The sequence below is a fragment of the Arthrobacter tecti genome, from assembly GCF_054511355.1.
The window spans coordinates 22,017-40,551 of record NZ_JBTNCT010000004.1; the positions used below are offsets into that span (position 1 = coordinate 22,017).

An 18,535-nucleotide genomic window follows, 5' to 3' on the forward strand; every position below is an offset into this window, starting at 1 on the left:
GCGTATCCCTAGACTGGGGGCATGAAGGGCAGCGATATTGCGCGTGCGGCGCTCAACTGGCTCAATGGGTCGACCCTCCTTGGACTGGCAGTGGCGCGGGTGGGCCGCTGCGAGTTGCGGTCCGGTACCCACGGCTTGATCTTCGCCCACCGCTACTCACTGTCACTTCCCCATGCTTCGGCCTTCACGCTCGGCAACGTTGTACTGTTTCGGGCCGGACCGGGAACCATCGCAACGAGGCCGGCGCTGGTTGCCCATGAGGCTCGGCACAGTACCCAGTACGCGCTGTGCCTCGGTTTGCCCTTCCTACCGCTCTATTTTCTGGCGGCGGGCATTTCGGTTCTGTTGACCGGTGATCCGGCATCGCGGAACCCTTTTGAACGCGGCGCCGGGCTGAGCGACGGCGGATATGTGGAGCGGCCCGTCAGGCTGGCTTTGCGGCGCAAACGCCCAATGGCGCATCACTAGTGTTCGGCGCCTGCGGACAGTGGAATGTCTACTGCCTCCGCCGCGCTGACCAGCGCAATAGTGGCAAGCGCTGACGCCATCTCTTCAATCGGGAGTCCTGCCGTGCCGTGGACGGCAGCCTGCTCGCTTGAGAACGGCACATGGACGAAACCTCCACGGACGCCCGCAGCCCCGGCCATCCCATCCGCCAGCGAGTCCATCAGTCCATAGAAGACATGGTTGCAGACATAGGTCCCCGCAGTCTGTGACACGGCCGCCGGGATGCCGGCGCCGCCCAGCGCCTGCAGGCTTCGTTTGATCGGCAGCGTACTGAAGTAGGCGGCCGGACCGTCCTTCCGCACCGGCTGATCAACCGGCTGGTTGCCCGCGTTATCCGGGATACGCGCATCGTCCACATTGATGGCGACCCGCTCGAGAGAGATTTCCGCTCGTCCACCTGCCTGGCCGACGCACAACACGAGCTCCGGTCTGTGAGTACGGAGAGCGTCCCGCAGGGCCGCGATGCTCTGCCCGAATACGCAGGGCAACTGGACCGCTACAGCGGGGACGTCCTGCGCCAGGAGCCTGCTTGCGGCATGCTCTGCGGCCTCCCACGAGGGATTTACCGTTTCGCCCCCGAAAGGCTCAAAACCGGTGATGAGAATCATGCTCCAAGCCTACGCCGCGCGCAGGAATCCGCCACTTCTGTTGGAATGTATGTTCTAATTTTTACATGCGTTGGGACACCCAGAAAGCGACGACGGCGGCGTCCGAAGGTGGCGACGCGCTGTTGCCACTATCCGGACTGGTGCGATCAGTGCGTACTCCCGAGTTCGCGGGTGTCACCTTCCATGAGGTGCTGGCGAAGTCCGCGCTAAACCGGGTACCGAAGAACTCGGGCATGCCCTTCGGATGGACTGTGAATCCGTACCGCGGCTGCTCACACGCCTGTGTGTACTGCTTTGCCCGGAATACCCACAGCTACCTCAACCTCGACACGGGGCTGGACTTCGATTCCCAGCTCGTGGTGAAGACGAACGTCGGCGAGGTACTCCGGCGCGAAGTGACCAAACCTTCCTGGAGCCGGGAGCACGTTGCGATGGGGACCAACACGGATCCTTATCAGCGTGCTGAGGGACGCTACCGCCTGATGCCCGGCATCATCAGGGCGCTCACCGACAGCGGCACCCCGTTTTCGATCCTCACCAAGGGCACTCTGCTGGGCAGGGACCTTCCCTTGCTCAAGGAGGCAGCGGCGAGCGTGAGCGTCGGCATGGGAATCTCCCTCGCGGTGATCGATCCCGCGCTCGCGCATGCGGTAGAGCCCGGCACCCCTACGCCGCGGGCACGCCTGGACCTGATCAGTCGGTTACGGGACACTGGGCTCCCCTGCGGGATCATGGCCATGCCCATCCTGCCCTGGCTGACCGATAGCGATGAGGCATTGGACGAGTTGTTCGGCGCCCTCGCATCCGCCGGGGCCACCGGCGTGAGTACTGGAGCCTTGCACCTGCGCCCCGGCGCTCGGGAGTGGTACATGGAATGGCTAGCCAAAACGCACCCCACCCTGGTAGGCCGTTATAGCAGGCTGTACCGCGGGGGGAGCTACGCTTCAGCCGAGTACCGCGGATGGCTCACCGAGCGCGTGCGGATGCATCGCCGTCGTCATGGTCTTGGTGCCGGGGCACGCTTCTTCCGGGACGAGCCCGGATCTGCGTCAACACCCGCTTCTCACGGCGGGACGGCCGCGCCAGTGGAGCCCACACTCTTCTAGCCCGGGTCGTTCACAGAAATCAGCGTTTCGAGCAGGGCATCGACTATCGGCCGATCAGCCGGAATCCAAGGCAGCGAGGTCAGCTCCCCCGGATCCGTCAGGTCAACCCAGCGAAGTTCATCATGGTCCTGGAGCGCCGCAGGAACCCCGGCGGTGATCACCGCACGCCATACCCTCATGACGGCTGTACCGTTCAAGGGCCAGCCATCCTCGTCCGGACCCACGAGCTCAGCGCCGATCTGCACGTCCACACCCAGTTCCTCGCGCAATTCGCGATGGAGGGCCTCCACATCCTCCTCACCGGGTTCAACTTTGCCCCCCGGAAATTCCCACTGGCCCGCAAACTGCTCCGGTGCCGTACGCCGTGCCGCGAGCATGCGGGACGGCGACTGCAGCGAATCCATGATGGCCGCACCGACAATCTGCCTACGATGGGAGTTCGACATTGAGCCAGTCTAGATTGTGAGCAACCGCGCACCAGTCTTGTAAGTAGGAATTCGGACCGGCGAGCGTAGAGTGAATAAACGGTTGCTCCGCCACGTTGTCTCCAACGAGTGGACCTCTTGGGTCTTCGCCGAGCCGCCGGCTCAACGACGCGCGATCACATATTCCAGTCCGCCGTCACCCGGCGCCGCCCCACGTCGAAACGAGTTCAATGTCAGCCGCACCCGCACAACTGCCTACACGTAAGCTCGTGCTGGCGATCCTGGCCCTGGCCGTCGGTGGCTTCGGTATCGGCACCACCGAATTCGCGATCATGGGCCTGCTACCGGACATGGCAGCAGACGTTGGTGTCGACAACCCTACTGCCGGACACATCATCTCGGCGTACGCGGTTGGCGTCGTTGTCGGGGCGCCGCTCTTCAGCACGCTCGGCGCCAAGCTTCCGCACAAGCGGTTGGCTTTGGGCCTGATGGCATTGTTCACGGTCGGCAACCTCTCCTCATACATCGCCGATGAATACGGCTGGCTGTTGCTTTCCCGCTTCATCTCGGGCCTCCCCCACGGCGCGTTCTTCGGCGTCGCTGCGGTTATCGCGGCGTCGCTGTCGGCGCCTACCCGCCGGGCGCAGGCGGTCGCAATGGTGATGATGGGACTCAGCGTCGCCAACGTCATCGGCGTGCCCTTCGCCACCTGGCTCGGTCAGGAGTTCGGCTGGCGGACCATGTTCATCCTGGTCGGCGTGATCGGTGTGCTGACACTGCTGATGGTGGCCCGGTTCGTACCCCACCAAAACGTTCGCGAAGGCGCAAGCATCAGCCGGGAACTGGGCGCCCTGAAGCGCGGACAGGTATGGATGACCCTGCTCATCGGGACCGTCGGCTTCGGTGGCTTCTTTGCCGTCTACACCTACATCACACCCACCATGACCGAGGTAGCGGGTGTCCCCAAAGACCTGATGCCCATCGTCGTCGCACTCTACGGACTGGGCATGGTCGCCGGGAACATCGTCGGGGGCCGACTGGCCGATATTTCGGTACTGGGCACCATCTACTGGGTGATGGGTGCCATCTCCGCGTGCCTCCTTGTGTTTGCGCTGGCAGTGCAGTGGGCGCCGACTGCACTGCTCTTCGTCTTTCTCGTGGGCGCGATCGGGTCTTCACTGATTCCATCCCTTCAAGTCCGGCTGATGGATGTCTCACCGGACGCCCCGTCGCTGGCATCGTCGATGAACCACGCTGCATTGAACACAGCGAACGCGCTCGGAGCGCTCCTGGGCGGAGCGGTTATCGCGCTTGGGTGGGGTTACACCGCTCCAGCACTGGTCGGCGCCGTGCTGGCTGCCTTCGGGCTCGGTGTAGCGCTTCTGAGCGGGAGGATGGAGCGGACAGCGGCGAGGGCAACGGAACCGGTGCTTGCCGGCTCCAAATAGGGCCCCTTGAGCGTCTCAGCCCCGCTGTGCCCGTGCTGAGGCGTAAAGGCACACCGTCGCGGCGGTACCCACATTCAGGCTCTCCGCCCGGCCATAGACGGGCACTGCAACGCGGTGGTGTGCGGCGTCGAGCGCGTCCCGGGGAAGCCCCTGCGCCTCATTTCCAAACAACCACGCCGTAGGCGCTTCCAGCTTCGGTGACGCTCCAGCGGGACCCAGTGCTTCACCGGATGACGGTGCGAGCCGCCGTCGGGCGCTGCTGTCCTGAAGCTCGTCGAGGTTGCGGTCTCCATAGCCGTCGGCGGCAAGGATATTCATCCCCCCGGCCGTCAGGCGGGCAAGTAAGTCACCGGCGTCCGCGCCGATCACCACCGGGAGATGAAAAAGGGAGCCAACCGTTGAGCGAACGGTTTTCGGGTTATAGACATCCACGCTGGCATCGGTGAAGATAACGGCGTTCGCCCCGGCGGAATCTGCAGCGCGCAGGATGGTGCCGGCGTTCCCGGGGTCACGGACTTCGACTAAAACCGCAATCAGCCGGGGAGAACTGTCCAGTACTGCATCGAGCGGCACGTCCAGGAAGTGGCAGACCGCGATCGCTCCCTGCGGGGTGACCGTCGAGCTCATGGCGGCAAGAACTTCGGGTGTGACCAACCGGGGCAACGCAGTTTCCCCCAGTTCGGGGTGGCGCTGCAGGCAGTCCTCGGTGACATAGACCTCGTCGATGACACCTGCCTGCCCTCCAGCGAGGCGATCGCGATGGAGCCGCAGCGCCTCACGGACGGCCTGCGGTCCCTCTGCCAGGAAACGCCCCTGCCGCAGACGCACCGAACGCCCCGCAAGCTTTGCTACATCACGGACCCGATCGGATCGGGGGTTGGACAGTAGCGGCGCCTGGGGGCGTTCGGAGTGGTTCATGATGAGGTCGGCCGGGTCACACGGTCCTTCAGACTAGACGCGTGCTGCGGGTGCCGAAGTGTCGGACGGCAGGGAGTCCTTGGCGATCTGCACCAGCGCAGCGAATGCGTTGGCGTCGGACACTGCAAGTTCGGCAAGCATGCGGCGATCCACCTCGACACCTGCAGCCTTGAGACCCTGGATCAGGCGGTTGTAGGTGAGCCCGTTCGCGCGGGAGGCAGCGTTGATGCGCTGGATCCATAGACGACGGAAGTCGCCCTTGCGCTTGCGGCGGTCGCCGTAGCTGTAAACGAACGAGTGGAGCAGCTGCTCCTTTGCCTTGCGGTACAGGCGCGAACGCTGACCACGGTAGCCTTTGGCGCGCTCAAGGATGACCCGACGCTTCTTGTGGGCATTGACCGCCCGCTTCACACGTGCCACGTGCGTACTCCTTAGATTGATGTCCCGGACAGGACTTACGTCCGCGGTCCTGAACCGCGGAACCCTGCCCGTTTGCTATTGGGTGGTTATTAGACGCCGAGCATCTTCTTGATGGCCTTGGTGTCTGCCTTCGATACGATCTTGTCGCTGGCAAGACGGCGCGTCAGAGTGGAGGACTTGTGCTCCAGGTAGTGACGGCGGTTAGCCTGCTGGCGCTTGAGCTTGCCGCTTCCGGTGAGCTTGAAGCGCTTCTTGGCGCCACTGTGGGTCTTCATCTTCGGCATTGAAACCGATCTCCTTTGGTTTCCGTCGGCGCTTTGCCGACGGCTCTTGCGGTTTCCGCAGCTGGCTGCGGTGATTACGTGACGCCTCGGTGCCCTCGAGAAGGGCAACCGGCTCCCTAGCTGGAGCCTCCCGGCTTCGGCCGGCTCGACGACCCCTTGGCGGGGACCGCCTTTCCGGCAGGCTTTGGTGTCGCAGCAGGTTTTGCTGCTGACGGCTTCGGTGCGGCAGCCGGCTTGGCCGAAGCGCTTGGCTTCGGAGAAGCCTGCGGCTTGGGTGCTGCTGCGGGCTTGGACGGCGCCGAAGGCTCTTCCTTCGCTTCCGGCGCAGGCGCTGCGGCGGCCTTCGCAGGTGCAGTTGCCTTCGTTGCTGCGGGCGACTTCACCGTTGCAGTCGCGGCGGGCTTTTCAGCCGTCTTCGCCGCCCCGCTGGAAGTTTGCGTGGCCTTTTTCGGCACTTCGGCCGATTCGTTCGAGGTCTCTTCAGCCGAACTCTGAGCCGACGTATCCGCCGTCTGCTTAGTCTCAGCCTGAGCCGTCTCGGTCGAAGCGGGTTCAGCCTGAGCTGTCTCGGTCGACGCGGGCTCAGCCTGAGCTGTCTCGGCGACGTCTGTCTCGGCATCCGCACCGGAACGCAGGCCCTCCGGCAGCAAATCACCGATGCTCTGGGTCATCGGCTCAGCACCCGTCGTATCAACCTTGGATTTCTCGTTGGCCGCCTTCGACTCAGCGCGCTGGGCCGCACGGCGGGCCTCGGCCTTGGCTTCGGCCTTATTCTTGACAGGCCCGATAACCATGACCATGTTTCGCCCGTCAATACGCGGTGTGGACTCAACGACGCCGACTTCCGCGACATCCTCCGCGAACCGCTGCAACAGACGGATACCCATCTCCGGGCGCTGCTGCTCGCGGCCGCGGAACTGGATCATCGCTTTCACCTTGTCGCCGGCGCCGAGGAACCGGAGGGCGTGGCCGCGCTTGGTCTCATAATCGTGGGTGTCGATCTTGAGCCGGAAACGAATCTCCTTCAGCACCGTGTTGGTCTGATTCTTCCGGGCTTCGCGCGCCTTCACAGCGGCTTCGTACTTGTACTTACCAAAATCCATGAGCTTGGCTACCGGAGGCTTGGCCTGGGGCGCCACCTCAACAAGATCAAGGTCGGACTCAGCGGCGAGTCGGAGGGCGTCTTCAATACGGACGATTCCAACCTGCTCGCCCGCAGGGCCTACCAACCGCACCTCTGGGACGCGGATACGATCATTGATTCTTGGCTCGCTAATGTGCTGCTCCTGATGTCAGTCGAAAACCTGGACCGCGTGCAAAAGAAGAAGGCCCCCGATCGCATGCGCAATCGAAGGCCTCGGGCATCAGTGCGGCCGTATCCGGAAAATGGATAACGTGCACCGACCTGAACCCGGCTGCCTCCAACTGCCCCATGGGCAATCCGGCAATCGCGGGTGGGAGAGGACTCCGCTTGCATACTGGGTGATCTTTTTCATGCCTTTCCAGGCCACAAAAAATAACGACCCCCAGTCGGTCTGTGACAAGCTTACCAGCATGAGCACAGCAGACCGTAATTCCGATCCCTCCCGCCATACCTTCCCCGGCACCGTTGATTCGGGCACCGGTGGTGCCCACAGCGGCAGTGACCATGTACGGGACATTGCGGAGGTGGCGGCCGTAGAGGTCATTACGACGGCGGCTGTCCACCTGATGAGCGCTGCAGCAGTAAAGTGCGGGCTGGCCGAGGGCAAGGACGCGGAGGAGTTCAAGGACCTGGATGAAGCCCGGAAGCTGATCACTGCCCTGGCAGGGTTTGTCACCGCGGCGGCTCCGGAGATCGGGAGTCAGCATGCCGGCCCGTTGCGCGACGGTTTGCGCTCCTTGCAGCTTGCATTCCGCGAGGCGTCGCTGATACCGGATACTCCCGGTCAGGGTCCCGGGGAGAAATTCACCGGCCCCGTCAACTGACCCACCTGCGCCGCCGTCGTCGAACCTGTTGTGACGCCAGACAGAGCAGACTAAGGCTGGCGGCAGCACCGCCCACGGCGACGAATCCGCCCCACGGACCAACGGAGTCGATCAGCAACCCCGCAAGCGGCGCTCCAAGCGCGACCCCTGACGTCAGCGCCGATCCGTACCACCCCATCGCTTCGCCGCGGCGGTCCTCCTCCACGAGGTGGGCAATCTTCTCAGAGGCTGCGGAGAGAACCGGCGCGCACAGCAGTCCCGGAGCGAGGGACAGCAACGCAAGGGCGAAGGTGCTGTCGGCAAACCCCATGGGGATGGTGAGCAAGCTCATCAGAAGCAGGAGCACCAGCGGTGAGACCGGGCGGTGCATTGCACCGTAGATCAGTCCGCCGACTACAGACGCGGCGCACCAGGCGAGGAAAACCCATCCGAGTTCGAGCGCCCGGTTGTTGTCCTCCAGCACAGCGATGATGCCAACGTCCGTGCCCGCAAGCACCAACCCGGCGCCGGCCGCCACAACCATCACAACACCCACGGGCAGAGTCAGCCACCCGAAGCTGTGGGCAACGCGCGCACGGGCGCGGACCCCTCGCGCCGGTCGTGCCCCGGGCACCAGCTCGGCGGACGCCTCGAACACACGCGCCGGCGCGGACGCAACCATTGCCTCCACCGCTGCTTCGTCGTCGTCGGCTGCTGACGGAGATCCAGCCACAGCACCGGGCTGGCTGCTACGGGTGGGCGGGTTGAACCACATCAGGAACAACCCGGCCACCGCTGTGGAAAGCCCGACGACGGTCAGGCCGAGCACGGTGGAAACCTGAGTTGCCAGAACTGCGCCGAGCGCGGGCCCACCCATGAAGATCACTTCGGTGGATACAGCGTCCAGCGTGAAGGCGGTCCGGCGCGATTCACCGCTGACCAGGACGCCGAGTGATTGCCGGACCACTGAGAAGACGGGCAGGGTGAAGATGCCGCCAACCAGAGCCGCCAACAGCAGCCACTCATAGGGCAGGTGCGGAGCGATGGACCAGATGATGGCTTCGGCAATCACAGACGGGATGAGCGCGCGGCGCAGACCGGCCAGGTCCACCCGGCGTCCACGCCAGGGCGCGCCGACGGCAATGCCGATCGTCATGACCGCAGCTACTGCGCCGGCCTCCGCATACCCCCGCTCAAGGGTTTGCACTACATGCAGGGTCAGCAGTACACCCGCCGCGGAGTGTGGGAAGCGGGCGATCATGCCCACGAGGAGCAACCGGCGAACCGGGACTATTCTCAACAGCTCCCGGTAGATGGCAAAGTTCAACGTCAATCACTTTCACGCGGGCTCGCACCGCGTGGGTATCAACGCGTGAGCCGGATTTCGAGCGAGTCAACCCGCTCGACAAACTCCTCCAGGCTCTGAAGGGTCTGCTGAAGATTTCGTGTGGTGGATCGGACCTCTTCCTGGGTAAGTCCGTCCTCCAGCGCGAGGCTGAGGCGCAGTTCGGGACCGGCACCACCGCCTCCGAATACTGTACCGTCCGCTGTGCGACTGGAAATTCCGGAACCCGGCCCGACTTCGACCCTACGGATCGGTGCGACTACCTGCACGGCCCGCCCTATGAGCTCGGCGAGGACGGGATCGGCATAGGACGGCACCCAGTCGGTCTGCTGTGCCAGCGCCCAGAGTGCAGGACGACGGACAACGAAGGTCACCTCCGCTCCCGGGTCCACAACCATCAGATCAGCCTTCTCGGCAACGGCGGACAGCGCGGCCCGCGGAGCGAACACAGCGACAGGGCGTGCACTTTCATGCCAGTGCGCCAGGCGCGCCGTAGAGGTGAACACAGGAAGTGCACGGCGTCCGTCCGGGGCCTTGATAGTGATCAAGGCCATATCGGCCTCCTTGTCACCGAGGTGGTGACCGTCCGCTTCTGCCGGCAGCTGGCTGTCGGTTCCGCCGAGTTCCGCGATAATCGGAACGAACACACGCACGGTCGCGAGGACGCGCACAACGGCCGTTTCATCCGCCCGCCCCGCCACCAGGCTGGATACTGCGGCTTCGTACGACGCCGGGACACCGCCGTCGTCGTTGTCGAATGCATGGAGCGGATTGTCCTCACCGGAGAGATCCCGCCCCTTCCAGGGTTGCCCGGCGGAGTCGGTGGTGTTTCCCCCTTCTGCCCTGCTTGCCCTGAGCGCTGCTTCGATGTGCCCGGGCAAACGGCGGTCGGACACGCTTATCGTTCCGGGTGTCCGGCGATGTCCAGTGCCTGCGGGAGCGTGAAGGCGCCGGCGTAGAGGGCCTTACCGACGATTGCGCCCTCGAGTCCCTCCGGTACGAGCTGACGCAGCGCCGCGAGGTCATCGAGGCTGGAGATCCCGCCGGAGGCGACAACCGGCCGGGTGGTCTTTTCGAGGACATCGCGCAGCAGCTGGAGGTTGGGGCCCCTCAGCGTGCCGTCCTTCGTAACGTCGGTCACCACGTAACGGGCGCAGCCAACGTCCTCGAGGCGGGCAAGTACCTCCCAGAGATCGCCGCCTTCCTCCGTCCAGCCCCGTGCTGCCAGTGTGGTCCCGCGGACATCGAGCCCGACGGCGATCGCGTCACCATAGCGGGCGATGGCGCTTGCGGTCCACTCCGGATTCTCAAGCGCCGCAGTCCCAAGGTTGATGCGCTCCGCTCCCAGCTCGAGGGCTTCCTCAAGGGAAGCATCATCGCGGATACCCCCGGACAACTCCACCTTGATGTCCAGCTCCGCGACAACCTTCCGGAGAAGCTCACGGTTGGACCCACGACCGAACGCCGCGTCCAGGTCTACCAGGTGAACCCAGTCGGCGCCGTCGTTCTGCCACTGCATTGCGGCGTCAAGCGGGTCCCCGTAGCTGGTTTCACTGCCGGCAGCGCCCTGTACCAGGCGCACTGCCTGGCCGTCAGAGACGTCAACGGCAGGCAGCAGTTCGAGGATGGGAGATTCTGTGAAGGGACTCATTCACTTCCTTTGTTCAGGGTTTGAAAACTGTTCAGGGTTCGAAAACGCTTATTCATCTACTGCGGCGCGAGGGTCAGCAGATAGGCGGCAACCAGGGCCAGCACGGCCAGTACACCGAAGCTGATGACAAACACGCGTGGCAGTTTCTGGCGATGGAATGAGACTGCCCCTCCGATCAGCAACCCGGCCAGCCCCATCAGGAGTACGCTCCACATTGTCAGCGCAGACCCTTGATCCAGTTGCGCAACAGCTGTGCGCCGGCATCGCCGGACTTCTCCGGGTGGAACTGGGTGGCCGTGAGTGGGCCGTTTTCCACAGCAGCTATGAATGGCCCGCCGTGGGTGGACCACGTGACGATCGGTGGCCGCATAGCCGGCTGGGTCACATCGAAATTCCAGTCCTGGACGCCGTACGAGTGGACGAAGTAGAAGCGCTCGTCTCGGATGCCTTCAAAGAGCGTCGACTCCTGCGGCGCCTGGACCGTGTTCCAACCCATGTGCGGGACTACGTCTGCCTTGAGCCGCTCAACCCTTCCCGGCCATTCACCCATGCCTTCCGTGCGCACACCGTGTTCCACGCCCTCTTCGAAAAGGACCTGGAGCCCGACGCAGATACCGAGTACTGAACGGCCGCCTGCGACACGGCGCCCGATCATGCGAAGTCCGTCGACATCCTTCAGTCCCTGCATGACGGCCGCGAATGCGCCGACTCCCGGGACCAACAGCCCATCCGCGTTGAGGACGTCCTCCGGCGCAGCGCTCAGCGTGACATCGGCTCCTACATGCTCAAGGGCCCGAACTGCCGATCGGATGTTGCCGGAACCGTAATCCAGTACGGTCACCTTCGGCGCGCTCATAGTGCCCCTTTTGTCGACGGAATTCCCGTTACGCGGGGATCCGGTTCAACGGCGCTGCGAAGCGCACGCGCGAACGCCTTGAACTGCGCCTCCACGATGTGGTGTGGATCCCGACCACCGAGCACGTTCATGTGCAGGCAGATCTGGGCGTGAAGGGTTATTGCCTCGAAGATGTGACGGGTGAGGGACCCAGTAAAGTGGCCCCCGATCAGGTGATACTCCTGGCCTGCAGGCTCCCCTGCGTGCACCAGGTAGGGCCGTCCGGAAATGTCGACGACGGCACTGGCGATCGCCTCATCCAACGGCACCGTGGCCTCACCGAAACGGCGGATTCCGGCTTTGTTGCCAAGTGCCTCGCGCAGAACCTCCCCGAGCGTGATAGCTACGTCCTCGACCGTGTGGTGAACGTCAATGTGCGTATCTCCGCTCGCCCGAACGGTGAGATCAACGAGTGAGTGCTTCGCGAGGGCCGTGAGCATGTGATCGTAGAACGGCACGGACGTTGCGATTTCCGAGCGGCCGGTCCCGTCAAGGTTGAGTTCAACGTAGACCGACGATTCGCTCGTGGTCCGCTCGCGTTGCGCAATGCGAGCAGCTGTAGCTTCCGCGGTCATGGCTGGTCCTTAATGTCGAGGGGAAATGAGAATCGTGACGCCGGTCATCGCGGCACCGGATGGGTTTCAGCAGCCGGTCCTGCATCAAGTCTAGGAGACGTCTGGCCGGATCAATGAGCGGAGTGTCTCGAGGAAAAACGTGATCTCCGCTTCAGTGCCCGCCGTGACCCGCAGGTGACCAGGGATACCGACGTCGCGAATGAGGACTCCCGCATCCAGCAGACCCTGCCATACTGTGCGCGGCTCCTCGATGCCGCCGAACAGAACAAAGTTCGCATCCGAATGGGCTGCGGGCAGCCCCATCTCCGTGAGTCCTTCGACGATGCGGTCTCTTTGGCGCTTGATCTCGTCCACGTTCTCAAGGAGCCGGTCCGAGTGTGTGAGAGCGGCCACAGCCGTGGCTTGCGTGATCGCCGACAGGTGGTAAGGCAACCTCACCAGTCGAAGGGCATCAGCCACCTCCGGAGCGGCTGCGAGGTAGCCGACCCGCGCTCCAGCAAGAGCGAAGGCCTTGCTCATGGTCCGGGAGACAATCAGTCGCTCCCTCCCGGGTAGCAGCTCCAACGCGCTCGGAGTGCCGCGGTGCGCAAACTCGGCATAGGCTTCATCGACGATGATGATCGCCTGCGCCGCCGATCCCGCCTCATAGACCTCGGCGACGACGTCGAGCGACAGAGCTGTGCCCGTTGGGTTGTTGGGGCTGCACAGGAAAACGATATTCGCGCCCGTCGCAGCAACTTGCTCAGCGGCCGATTCCGGAGTCAGGTCGAAGGTTCCCGCACGCGATCCGGACTCATATCCGGTGCCGGTGGCGCCCGCGAGCAGCGGGTACATCGAGTAGGTGGGAGGGAACCCGAGTGCGGTTCGTCCCGGGCCGCCGAAGGCAAGGAGGATTTGCTGCAGCACTTCGTTGGAGCCGTTCGCCGCCCAGATGTTCTCGGCCGTGAGCCCGTGGCCCAAATAACCGGCGAGCTGCTCCCTCAGAATCGTGAACTCCCGATCCGGGTAACGGTTCAGCCCGCCAACCGTCTGTTCCACGGCCAGAACTATTGCTTGCCGAACGTCTTCGGGAACGCCGTGGGTGTTTTCGTTGACGTTCAGCAGTATGGGCACGTCCAGTTGCGGCGCGCCATAGGGCTGCAATCCGCGGAGGTTCTCTCGAAGCGGCAGACGGTTGAGGCGTTCAAGCTGATCGGTCACCAACAGAGTTTAAGGGAGCTACGTCGCCGGAATGGAATCCGCCGGAAGCGGCGGCCGTGATGTTACGTGGCACGCATGGCGACTACGGCGTGCCGACAGGGACGTGCAGCGCCTGGCCCGCCTGGACGGTTGAAGTGGTCAGCGCATTCAATTCGGCAATTTCGGACACGACTTCACGGGGATCCCGGTCCGGCGCGTACTCAGCAGCAAGGCCCCATAACGTCTGGCCAGGCGCGACATCAACCTGAACCGTTTCGGTAACGCCACCCGCACTCCCGGCAGCCTTCGCCTCGGAAGTAAGTGATGCCGCAAGGATCATGGCGGCTGCCGCGACCAGAGCTAGCGGCACGGCCACGAGGAGCAACCAGCCTCGACGTGTCAGGTGAAGCCGCGGAACGCCGGCATTCAGGCGTTCCATGGTGTGTCCGGCCGAGCCCGACCCTTCAAGTTGTAGCGTTGACATAACGTCTGCCTTTCTACTGCTGAATATGAAGGACAGCTTCGATTCGAAGCTGTGTTCTATTCTTCCCGTTATATTTTTAGCATCTTTGGACTAATACTGTCGAGACTCGCTCGAACAAATGTTTGAAAAGACCTCCCATGTCCCCTAGCGTTGCTGGCAAGGGTGAATGGTCCGGCCGCTTCGAAAACCAGCTCATCACCCGCCACTGACAAAACTGGTGGGACGGTCGCAGAAGCACCTCCACCACAGCGAAGGGATGTACGTTTCGTGGGAGATCTCAGTGCGGCAGAGGAGACCACCGAGGCACCGGAGGCCGCGGTCAAGCGCGGACGCGGCCGTCCACGTGGACGTGCCACGCCCAAGGGCCTCACCCCACGTCAGAAAAAGATCCTGGAGACCATCCAGCGCAGCGTTGCCGCACACGGTTACCCGCCGTCGATGAGGGAAATCGGTGACACCGTCGGTCTTGCCAGCCTCTCCAGCGTCACGCACCAGCTGTCACAACTTGAACGGATGGGCTACATCCGGCGCGATCCGAAGCGTCCGCGGGCAATGGAAATTCTGCTTCCGCTCACGCTCGGTCAGGACTCACCGCGCCCACTGCCAAGTTCTCCGGAGCAGGGTGACGAACCGGTCAACGCGGCTGTTGACGCAGCAATGGTCCCCCTGGTCGGCCGCATCGCGGCAGGCGGACCGATTCTCGCTGACCAGGTGATCGAAGACGTCATGCCGCTCCCCCGTCAGTTGGTGGGTCACGGCGAACTGTTCATGCTTCGCGTTTCCGGAGATTCGATGATCGACGCCGCGATCTGCGACGGTGACTGGGTTGTGGTGCGGCGACAGAGTACCGCGGACAACGGCGACGTCGTCGCGGCCCTTCTTGACGATGAGGCAACGGTCAAAACGTTCCGCCAGCGCGACGGGCACACCTGGCTGCTCCCGCAGAACACCAATTACGAACCCATCCTGGGGGACCACGCCGCCATCATGGGCAAAGTCGTATCAGTGATGCGCGCGCTCTAACTGGTCAGCTTCGGCTATACGGGCTGTGCCGCGGCTAACCGCGAGAGCACAGCAAGCGCCGTCGCACGGTCGGTGGTGGGCCAGAACGGCGGAAGTGCCGCCCTCAGGAAGCCGCCATATCTGGCGCTTGCCAGACGTGAATCGAGGATTGCCACCATTCCTCGATCGTCGCCGGAACGGATGAGACGGCCCGCGCCCTGTGCAAGGCGGACTGCGGCGTGGGTTGCCGACACGCTCATGAAGCCGTTCCCGCCAGCCTGTGCAACCGCCCTGGTCCGCGCCGTCATCAAGGGGTCATCCGGGCGGGGGAAAGGTATGCGGTCAATAACCACCAGACGGCAGGACCTGCCCGGCACATCCACACCCTGCCAGAGGGACATGGTGCCGAAGAGACAGGTGTCCGGTTCATCCGAGAACTGGCTCACGAGGGATGCCATGGACGATTCCCCCTGGCACAGGATCTCTACATCAACTCTGGTGCGAAGTGCATCGGCTGCCTCCTCCGCTGCACGCCGGGATGAGAACAAGCCCAACGTTCCTCCACGGGAGGCCTGGATCAATGCCTCGAGTTCCGCCAGTTGCTCCTCTGAGGTGCCCCTGCCCGGTTTGGGAAGATCCTTGGCGACATAGAGAACGCCCTGCTTCGGGTAGTCGAAGGGGCTGCCCACATCAATGCCGGTCCAGCTCGGTGCGCCTTCGCCGGTGAGCCCCAACGAACCGGCAACCGGCCCGAATTCAGAGCCGATGGCCAACGTGGCGGAGGTCAAAACGACTGTGTGTTCCTCGAACAATCCATGCCGAAGCCGCCCGGCTATCGAGAGGGGTGCAATGCTGATGGTTGCGGGCGATGAGTCGGCAGCCGCCACGTAGCCGCTCCCGGGTGTGAAGGTACTTGGGCGTGTTGCCCACAGCACTTCGCCGGCACCACCTGCGCCGAGCATCCGCTCGCACAGCTCAAGGATGACCAGGAGCCGTGAGCGTGCCATCTGCCGTCCGCCATCTGCGGGCTGCGGAGAGGTATCCGTGTTGGATGCGGAGAGCGCGGCCCTGCACGCCTCCCTTACCTGGCCGAGAGCCGACTCCTGCGGCTCGTTCAGACCGCCGGACATCAAACCGCTGGGCACGGCGTCGAACGCTGACTCGAAGGCTCGCTGCGCTGCCGCAAGCGGCTCCGTGTCCGTGCCGAGGTGCCGCCTCGCGGCGGAGGACGCCGTACCTATCAGCGCTCCCGAAAGCTGCCCGGATACCGCGGAGGTGACGCGGTCATGTAGCTCGTGAGCCTCGTCGATGACGACGACGTCGTGCTCCGGCAGGACAGCCAGCCCCTCGAAAGCACTGATTGCGAGCAGGGCATGGTTGGTGATGACGATGTCAGCCTTCCCTGCCTTTTCGCGGGCGCGCTCGCTGAAACACTCCGCCGCGACCGGACACTTCTGGGCGCCGAGGCATTCCATGCTGGACACCGATACTTGCCTCCACGCCCGATCACCGACGCCGGGCATCAGCTCGTCACGGTCGCCGGTTTCCGTCTCTTCTGCCCATTCGCGCAGCCGGACAATTTCCCGCCCAAGCGGGGTAGAGGGGCCGGAGGCCGGATGGGGCGACGCGGGGTCACCGTCCAGCGCGAAGAGGGCGCCGGCGTCGTCCTCCTCCGGGAAGCCGCCGGCTGTCTTGTGGCGGCACACGTAGTTTCCGCGCCCCTTCAGAAGCGCCACGTCCACCGGCCGCGGAAGCGAATCCCCCAGTGAATCCAGGAGGCGCGGAAGATCCCGTTTGACGATCTGTGCCTGCAGGGCAAGAGTTGCGGTGGATACCACTGAGGCGGTGTCGCTTGTCATCGCGTGCGCAATCAGCGGTACCAGGTAGGCGAGCGACTTACCGGTTCCAGTGCCCGCCTGCACCAGCAGGTGGTCCCCCTCCGTGATGGCCTGTGCAACGTGCCGCACCATCTCGTGCTGCCCGCTGCGCCGCTGACCGCCCATCGATTCAACGACATGGTCAAGCAGTTCCAGGGGGTCTATTCGCCCCTCAGCCATGCCTGACGAACGGTTCCAGTTCCGCTGCGAGTCCTTCGCGGACCATGACGTCCACCTGCGTGCCGTCCTCAACGTGCTCCAGGTGCAGTATCTCCGCGTCCGCCTGGTGCAGGCGACTGACGACATCGCCGCGCTGATAGGGAACCAGAAGGTTCAGTTTGACGCTCGGCCGCGGAATCGAATCGCTGATGAGTGCGAGCAGCTCCTCGATCCCCTGCCCTGTACGCGCGGAGACGATCGCATGGCGCGGTTCGCGCTGGCGCAGTCGTTCGATGACGAACGGATCCGCCGCGTCCACCTTATTCAACACGATGATCTCAGGGACCTTGCGGGCGTCGACGTCCGCAAGGACCTGCCGCACAGCTGCGATCTGCCCCTCGGGATCAGGATGCGACGCATCCACCACGTGGAGGATGAGGTCGGAATCCGCCACCTCCTCAAGCGTGGAGCGGAATGCCTCGACCAGCTGCGTAGGCAGTGAGCGAACGAATCCGACGGTGTCGGCGAGCGTGTATTCCAGGCCGTCCGGGGTTTCTGCACGCCGGACTGTCGGATCCAGGGTTGCGAACAGGGCGTTCTCAACCAGCACTCCGGCATCGGTCAAACGGTTCAACAGCGAGGACTTGCCCGCATTGGTATAGCCGGCAATCGCGACGGAAGGAACCTCCCGACGACGACGGTTGGCCCGTTTGGTTTCGCGGGCCGGTTTCATGCCCGCGATCTCGCGCCGCAGCTTTGCCATGCGGGTGCGGATCTTTCGCCGGTCGAGCTCTATCTTCGTCTCACCGGGGCCGCGCGAACCCATACCCGCGCCGGCACCGCCTACCTGACCGCCGGCCTGACGCGACATCGATTCGCCCCAACCGCGCAGGCGCGGAAGGAGATACTCAAGCTGGGCCAGTTCGACCTGCGCCTTGCCCTCACGCGATTTGGCGTGCTGGGCAAAAATATCCAGGATCAGTGCGGTACGGTCGATGACCTTCACCTTGACGATGTCCTCGAGCCCACGCCGTTGGGAGGGTGCGAGCTCGCTGTCGACGATGACGGTGTCCGCCCCTGTGGCCGTGACGATGGTCTTGAGCTCTTCAGCCTTACCCGCACCCAGGAACGTGCCGGGATCCGGCTTCAACCGGCGCTGGATAATTCCGTCCAGTACTTCCGACCCGGCCGTCCCGGCGAGTGCGGCGAGCTCACGGAGCGAATTCTCGGCTTCCTCCGCGGTACCTTCACTCCAGATTCCGGCGAGAACCACCCGCTCAAGACGGAGCTGCCGATACTCGACCTCTGTGACGTCTTCAAGTTCCGTGGACAACCCTGCAACGCGGCGAAGCGCGCGGCGCTCCTGAAGGTCCTGCTGTTCGCCGTCGTATGCGGAATGCTCTTCGTCGAGCTCCGAAAGGGCCTGCGCCTTGCCGCGCTTGGCAACTCCGGACCCGGCCTTACCCGCCGACGGGGATGCCGCGGGATCCTTGGCAAGTATCCGGTCAATGACTGCCTGGATTTCTTCCGGACCCATTTCCGGCTCGGGCGTTGACGACGCTCCGTGATGTGTGGTCATGCTCTCCCTTGGTGACTGTCCTCCCATGGTAGTCCGTACAGCCCGATTAGGTCCTCAAATTCTCTGAGCGCGCAACACAATCGGCTTCGGCCTGGAAGAAGCCGTGCGGTAGGCCGACTACGCTGG

21 protein-coding genes are annotated in these 18,535 nt (G+C 63.9%); 5 read left to right on the forward strand and 16 right to left on the reverse strand.

Annotated elements, in window-relative coordinates:
- Positions 1-21: 21 nt before the first annotated feature.
- On the forward strand, positions 22-468 hold the full coding sequence (locus ACX80C_RS06495; protein WP_459325516.1) for a hypothetical protein: 447 nt from the start codon (positions 22-24) through the stop codon (positions 466-468).
- On the opposite strand, the gene pcp is transcribed toward ACX80C_RS06495, so the two are convergent.
- Complete coding sequence (gene pcp, locus ACX80C_RS06500) at positions 465-1,115, reverse strand: pyroglutamyl-peptidase I (protein WP_459325517.1); 651 nt, start codon at positions 1,113-1,115, stop codon at positions 465-467. The two genes, ACX80C_RS06495 and pcp, sit on opposite strands and share 4 nt — an antisense overlap.
- 65 nt (positions 1,116-1,180) lie before the next feature.
- On the opposite strand from pcp, the gene ACX80C_RS06505 reads away from it, so the two are divergent.
- Complete coding sequence (locus ACX80C_RS06505; protein WP_459325519.1) at positions 1,181-2,221, forward strand: Rv2578c family radical SAM protein; 1,041 nt, start codon at positions 1,181-1,183, stop codon at positions 2,219-2,221.
- Here ACX80C_RS06505 and ACX80C_RS06510 read toward each other — a convergent pair.
- A complete protein-coding gene (locus ACX80C_RS06510; RefSeq protein ID WP_459325520.1) occupies positions 2,218-2,667 on the reverse strand; it encodes a (deoxy)nucleoside triphosphate pyrophosphohydrolase in 450 nt (149 codons plus the stop codon). The genes ACX80C_RS06505 and ACX80C_RS06510 overlap by 4 nt on opposite strands.
- A 209-nt stretch (positions 2,668-2,876) precedes the next feature.
- On the opposite strand from ACX80C_RS06510, the gene ACX80C_RS06515 reads away from it, so the two are divergent.
- The gene (locus tag ACX80C_RS06515) at positions 2,877-4,094 is read left to right on the forward strand and encodes an MFS transporter (RefSeq protein WP_459325521.1); all 1,218 of its coding nucleotides are present in this window, start codon (positions 2,877-2,879) and stop codon (positions 4,092-4,094) included.
- 15 nt (positions 4,095-4,109) lie between these two features.
- Here the strand turns inward: ACX80C_RS06515 and ACX80C_RS06520 are convergent, their stop codons facing one another.
- From ACX80C_RS06520 to infC, 4 genes are all read right to left on the reverse strand, one after another.
- Positions 4,110-5,012, reverse strand: a complete 903-nt coding sequence (locus ACX80C_RS06520) for a TrmH family RNA methyltransferase (protein ID WP_459325522.1) — start codon at positions 5,010-5,012, stop codon at positions 4,110-4,112.
- Between the two features lie 33 nt (positions 5,013-5,045).
- Positions 5,046-5,432 carry a 50S ribosomal protein L20 gene (gene rplT / locus ACX80C_RS06525; protein WP_167992232.1) on the reverse strand — a complete coding sequence of 129 codons (387 nt, stop codon included), beginning with the start codon at positions 5,430-5,432 and terminating at the stop codon, positions 5,046-5,048.
- Between the two features lie 89 nt (positions 5,433-5,521).
- Complete coding sequence (gene rpmI, locus ACX80C_RS06530; RefSeq protein ID WP_167992231.1) at positions 5,522-5,716, reverse strand: 50S ribosomal protein L35; 195 nt, start codon at positions 5,714-5,716, stop codon at positions 5,522-5,524.
- A gap of 116 nt (positions 5,717-5,832) precedes the next feature.
- On the reverse strand, positions 5,833-6,951 hold the full coding sequence (gene infC / locus ACX80C_RS06535) for a translation initiation factor IF-3 (RefSeq protein ID WP_459325525.1): 1,119 nt from the start codon (positions 6,949-6,951) through the stop codon (positions 5,833-5,835).
- 319 nt (positions 6,952-7,270) lie between these two features.
- On the opposite strand from infC, the gene ACX80C_RS06540 reads away from it, so the two are divergent.
- Positions 7,271-7,684, forward strand: a complete 414-nt coding sequence (locus ACX80C_RS06540; RefSeq protein WP_459325527.1) for a DUF1844 domain-containing protein — start codon at positions 7,271-7,273, stop codon at positions 7,682-7,684.
- On the opposite strand, the gene ACX80C_RS06545 is transcribed toward ACX80C_RS06540, so the two are convergent.
- From ACX80C_RS06545 to ACX80C_RS06580, 8 genes are all read right to left on the reverse strand, one after another.
- Entirely contained in the window at positions 7,677-8,990 is a 1,314-nt protein-coding gene (locus tag ACX80C_RS06545; RefSeq protein WP_459325528.1) for an MFS transporter, read from the reverse strand. The genes ACX80C_RS06540 and ACX80C_RS06545 overlap by 8 nt on opposite strands.
- Before the next feature lie 38 nt (positions 8,991-9,028).
- Positions 9,029-9,904 (reverse strand): SseB family protein, encoded by an 876-nt coding sequence (locus tag ACX80C_RS06550; RefSeq protein ID WP_459325530.1) that lies wholly within the window; start codon positions 9,902-9,904, stop codon positions 9,029-9,031.
- Positions 9,905-9,906: 2 nt separating this feature from the next.
- Complete coding sequence (priA, locus tag ACX80C_RS06555; protein WP_459325531.1) at positions 9,907-10,659, reverse strand: bifunctional 1-(5-phosphoribosyl)-5-((5-phosphoribosylamino)methylideneamino)imidazole-4-carboxamide isomerase/phosphoribosylanthranilate isomerase PriA; 753 nt, start codon at positions 10,657-10,659, stop codon at positions 9,907-9,909.
- A 56-nt stretch (positions 10,660-10,715) separates the two neighbouring features.
- Entirely contained in the window at positions 10,716-10,874 is a 159-nt protein-coding gene (locus tag ACX80C_RS06560) for a hypothetical protein (RefSeq protein WP_459325532.1), read from the reverse strand.
- 2 nt (positions 10,875-10,876) lie between these two features.
- Complete coding sequence (gene hisH / locus ACX80C_RS06565) at positions 10,877-11,515, reverse strand: imidazole glycerol phosphate synthase subunit HisH (RefSeq protein WP_459325534.1); 639 nt, start codon at positions 11,513-11,515, stop codon at positions 10,877-10,879.
- Positions 11,512-12,129, reverse strand: coding sequence for an imidazoleglycerol-phosphate dehydratase HisB (gene hisB, locus ACX80C_RS06570; RefSeq protein WP_459325535.1), 618 nt, complete (start codon positions 12,127-12,129; stop codon positions 11,512-11,514). Before hisB ends, hisH begins: the two co-directional genes overlap by 4 nt.
- Positions 12,130-12,219: 90 nt before the next feature.
- The gene (locus ACX80C_RS06575; RefSeq protein WP_459325537.1) at positions 12,220-13,329 is read right to left on the reverse strand and encodes a histidinol-phosphate transaminase; all 1,110 of its coding nucleotides are present in this window, start codon (positions 13,327-13,329) and stop codon (positions 12,220-12,222) included.
- 82 nt (positions 13,330-13,411) lie between these two features.
- The gene (locus ACX80C_RS06580) at positions 13,412-13,792 is read right to left on the reverse strand and encodes a LysM peptidoglycan-binding domain-containing protein (RefSeq protein WP_459325539.1); all 381 of its coding nucleotides are present in this window, start codon (positions 13,790-13,792) and stop codon (positions 13,412-13,414) included.
- Between the two features lie 267 nt (positions 13,793-14,059).
- On the opposite strand from ACX80C_RS06580, the gene lexA reads away from it, so the two are divergent.
- Positions 14,060-14,815, forward strand: a complete 756-nt coding sequence (lexA, locus tag ACX80C_RS06585; protein ID WP_459325541.1) for a transcriptional repressor LexA — start codon at positions 14,060-14,062, stop codon at positions 14,813-14,815.
- A 14-nt stretch (positions 14,816-14,829) separates the two neighbouring features.
- On the opposite strand, the gene ACX80C_RS06590 is transcribed toward lexA, so the two are convergent.
- Together ACX80C_RS06590 and hflX are read right to left on the reverse strand one after the other, a co-directional pair.
- The gene (locus ACX80C_RS06590) at positions 14,830-16,851 is read right to left on the reverse strand and encodes an ATP-dependent DNA helicase (protein ID WP_459325543.1); all 2,022 of its coding nucleotides are present in this window, start codon (positions 16,849-16,851) and stop codon (positions 14,830-14,832) included.
- Positions 16,844-18,409, reverse strand: coding sequence for a GTPase HflX (hflX, locus tag ACX80C_RS06595; RefSeq protein WP_459325544.1), 1,566 nt, complete (start codon positions 18,407-18,409; stop codon positions 16,844-16,846). The genes ACX80C_RS06590 and hflX overlap by 8 nt, the downstream gene beginning before the upstream one ends.
- Positions 18,410-18,535: the final 126 nt, after the last annotated feature.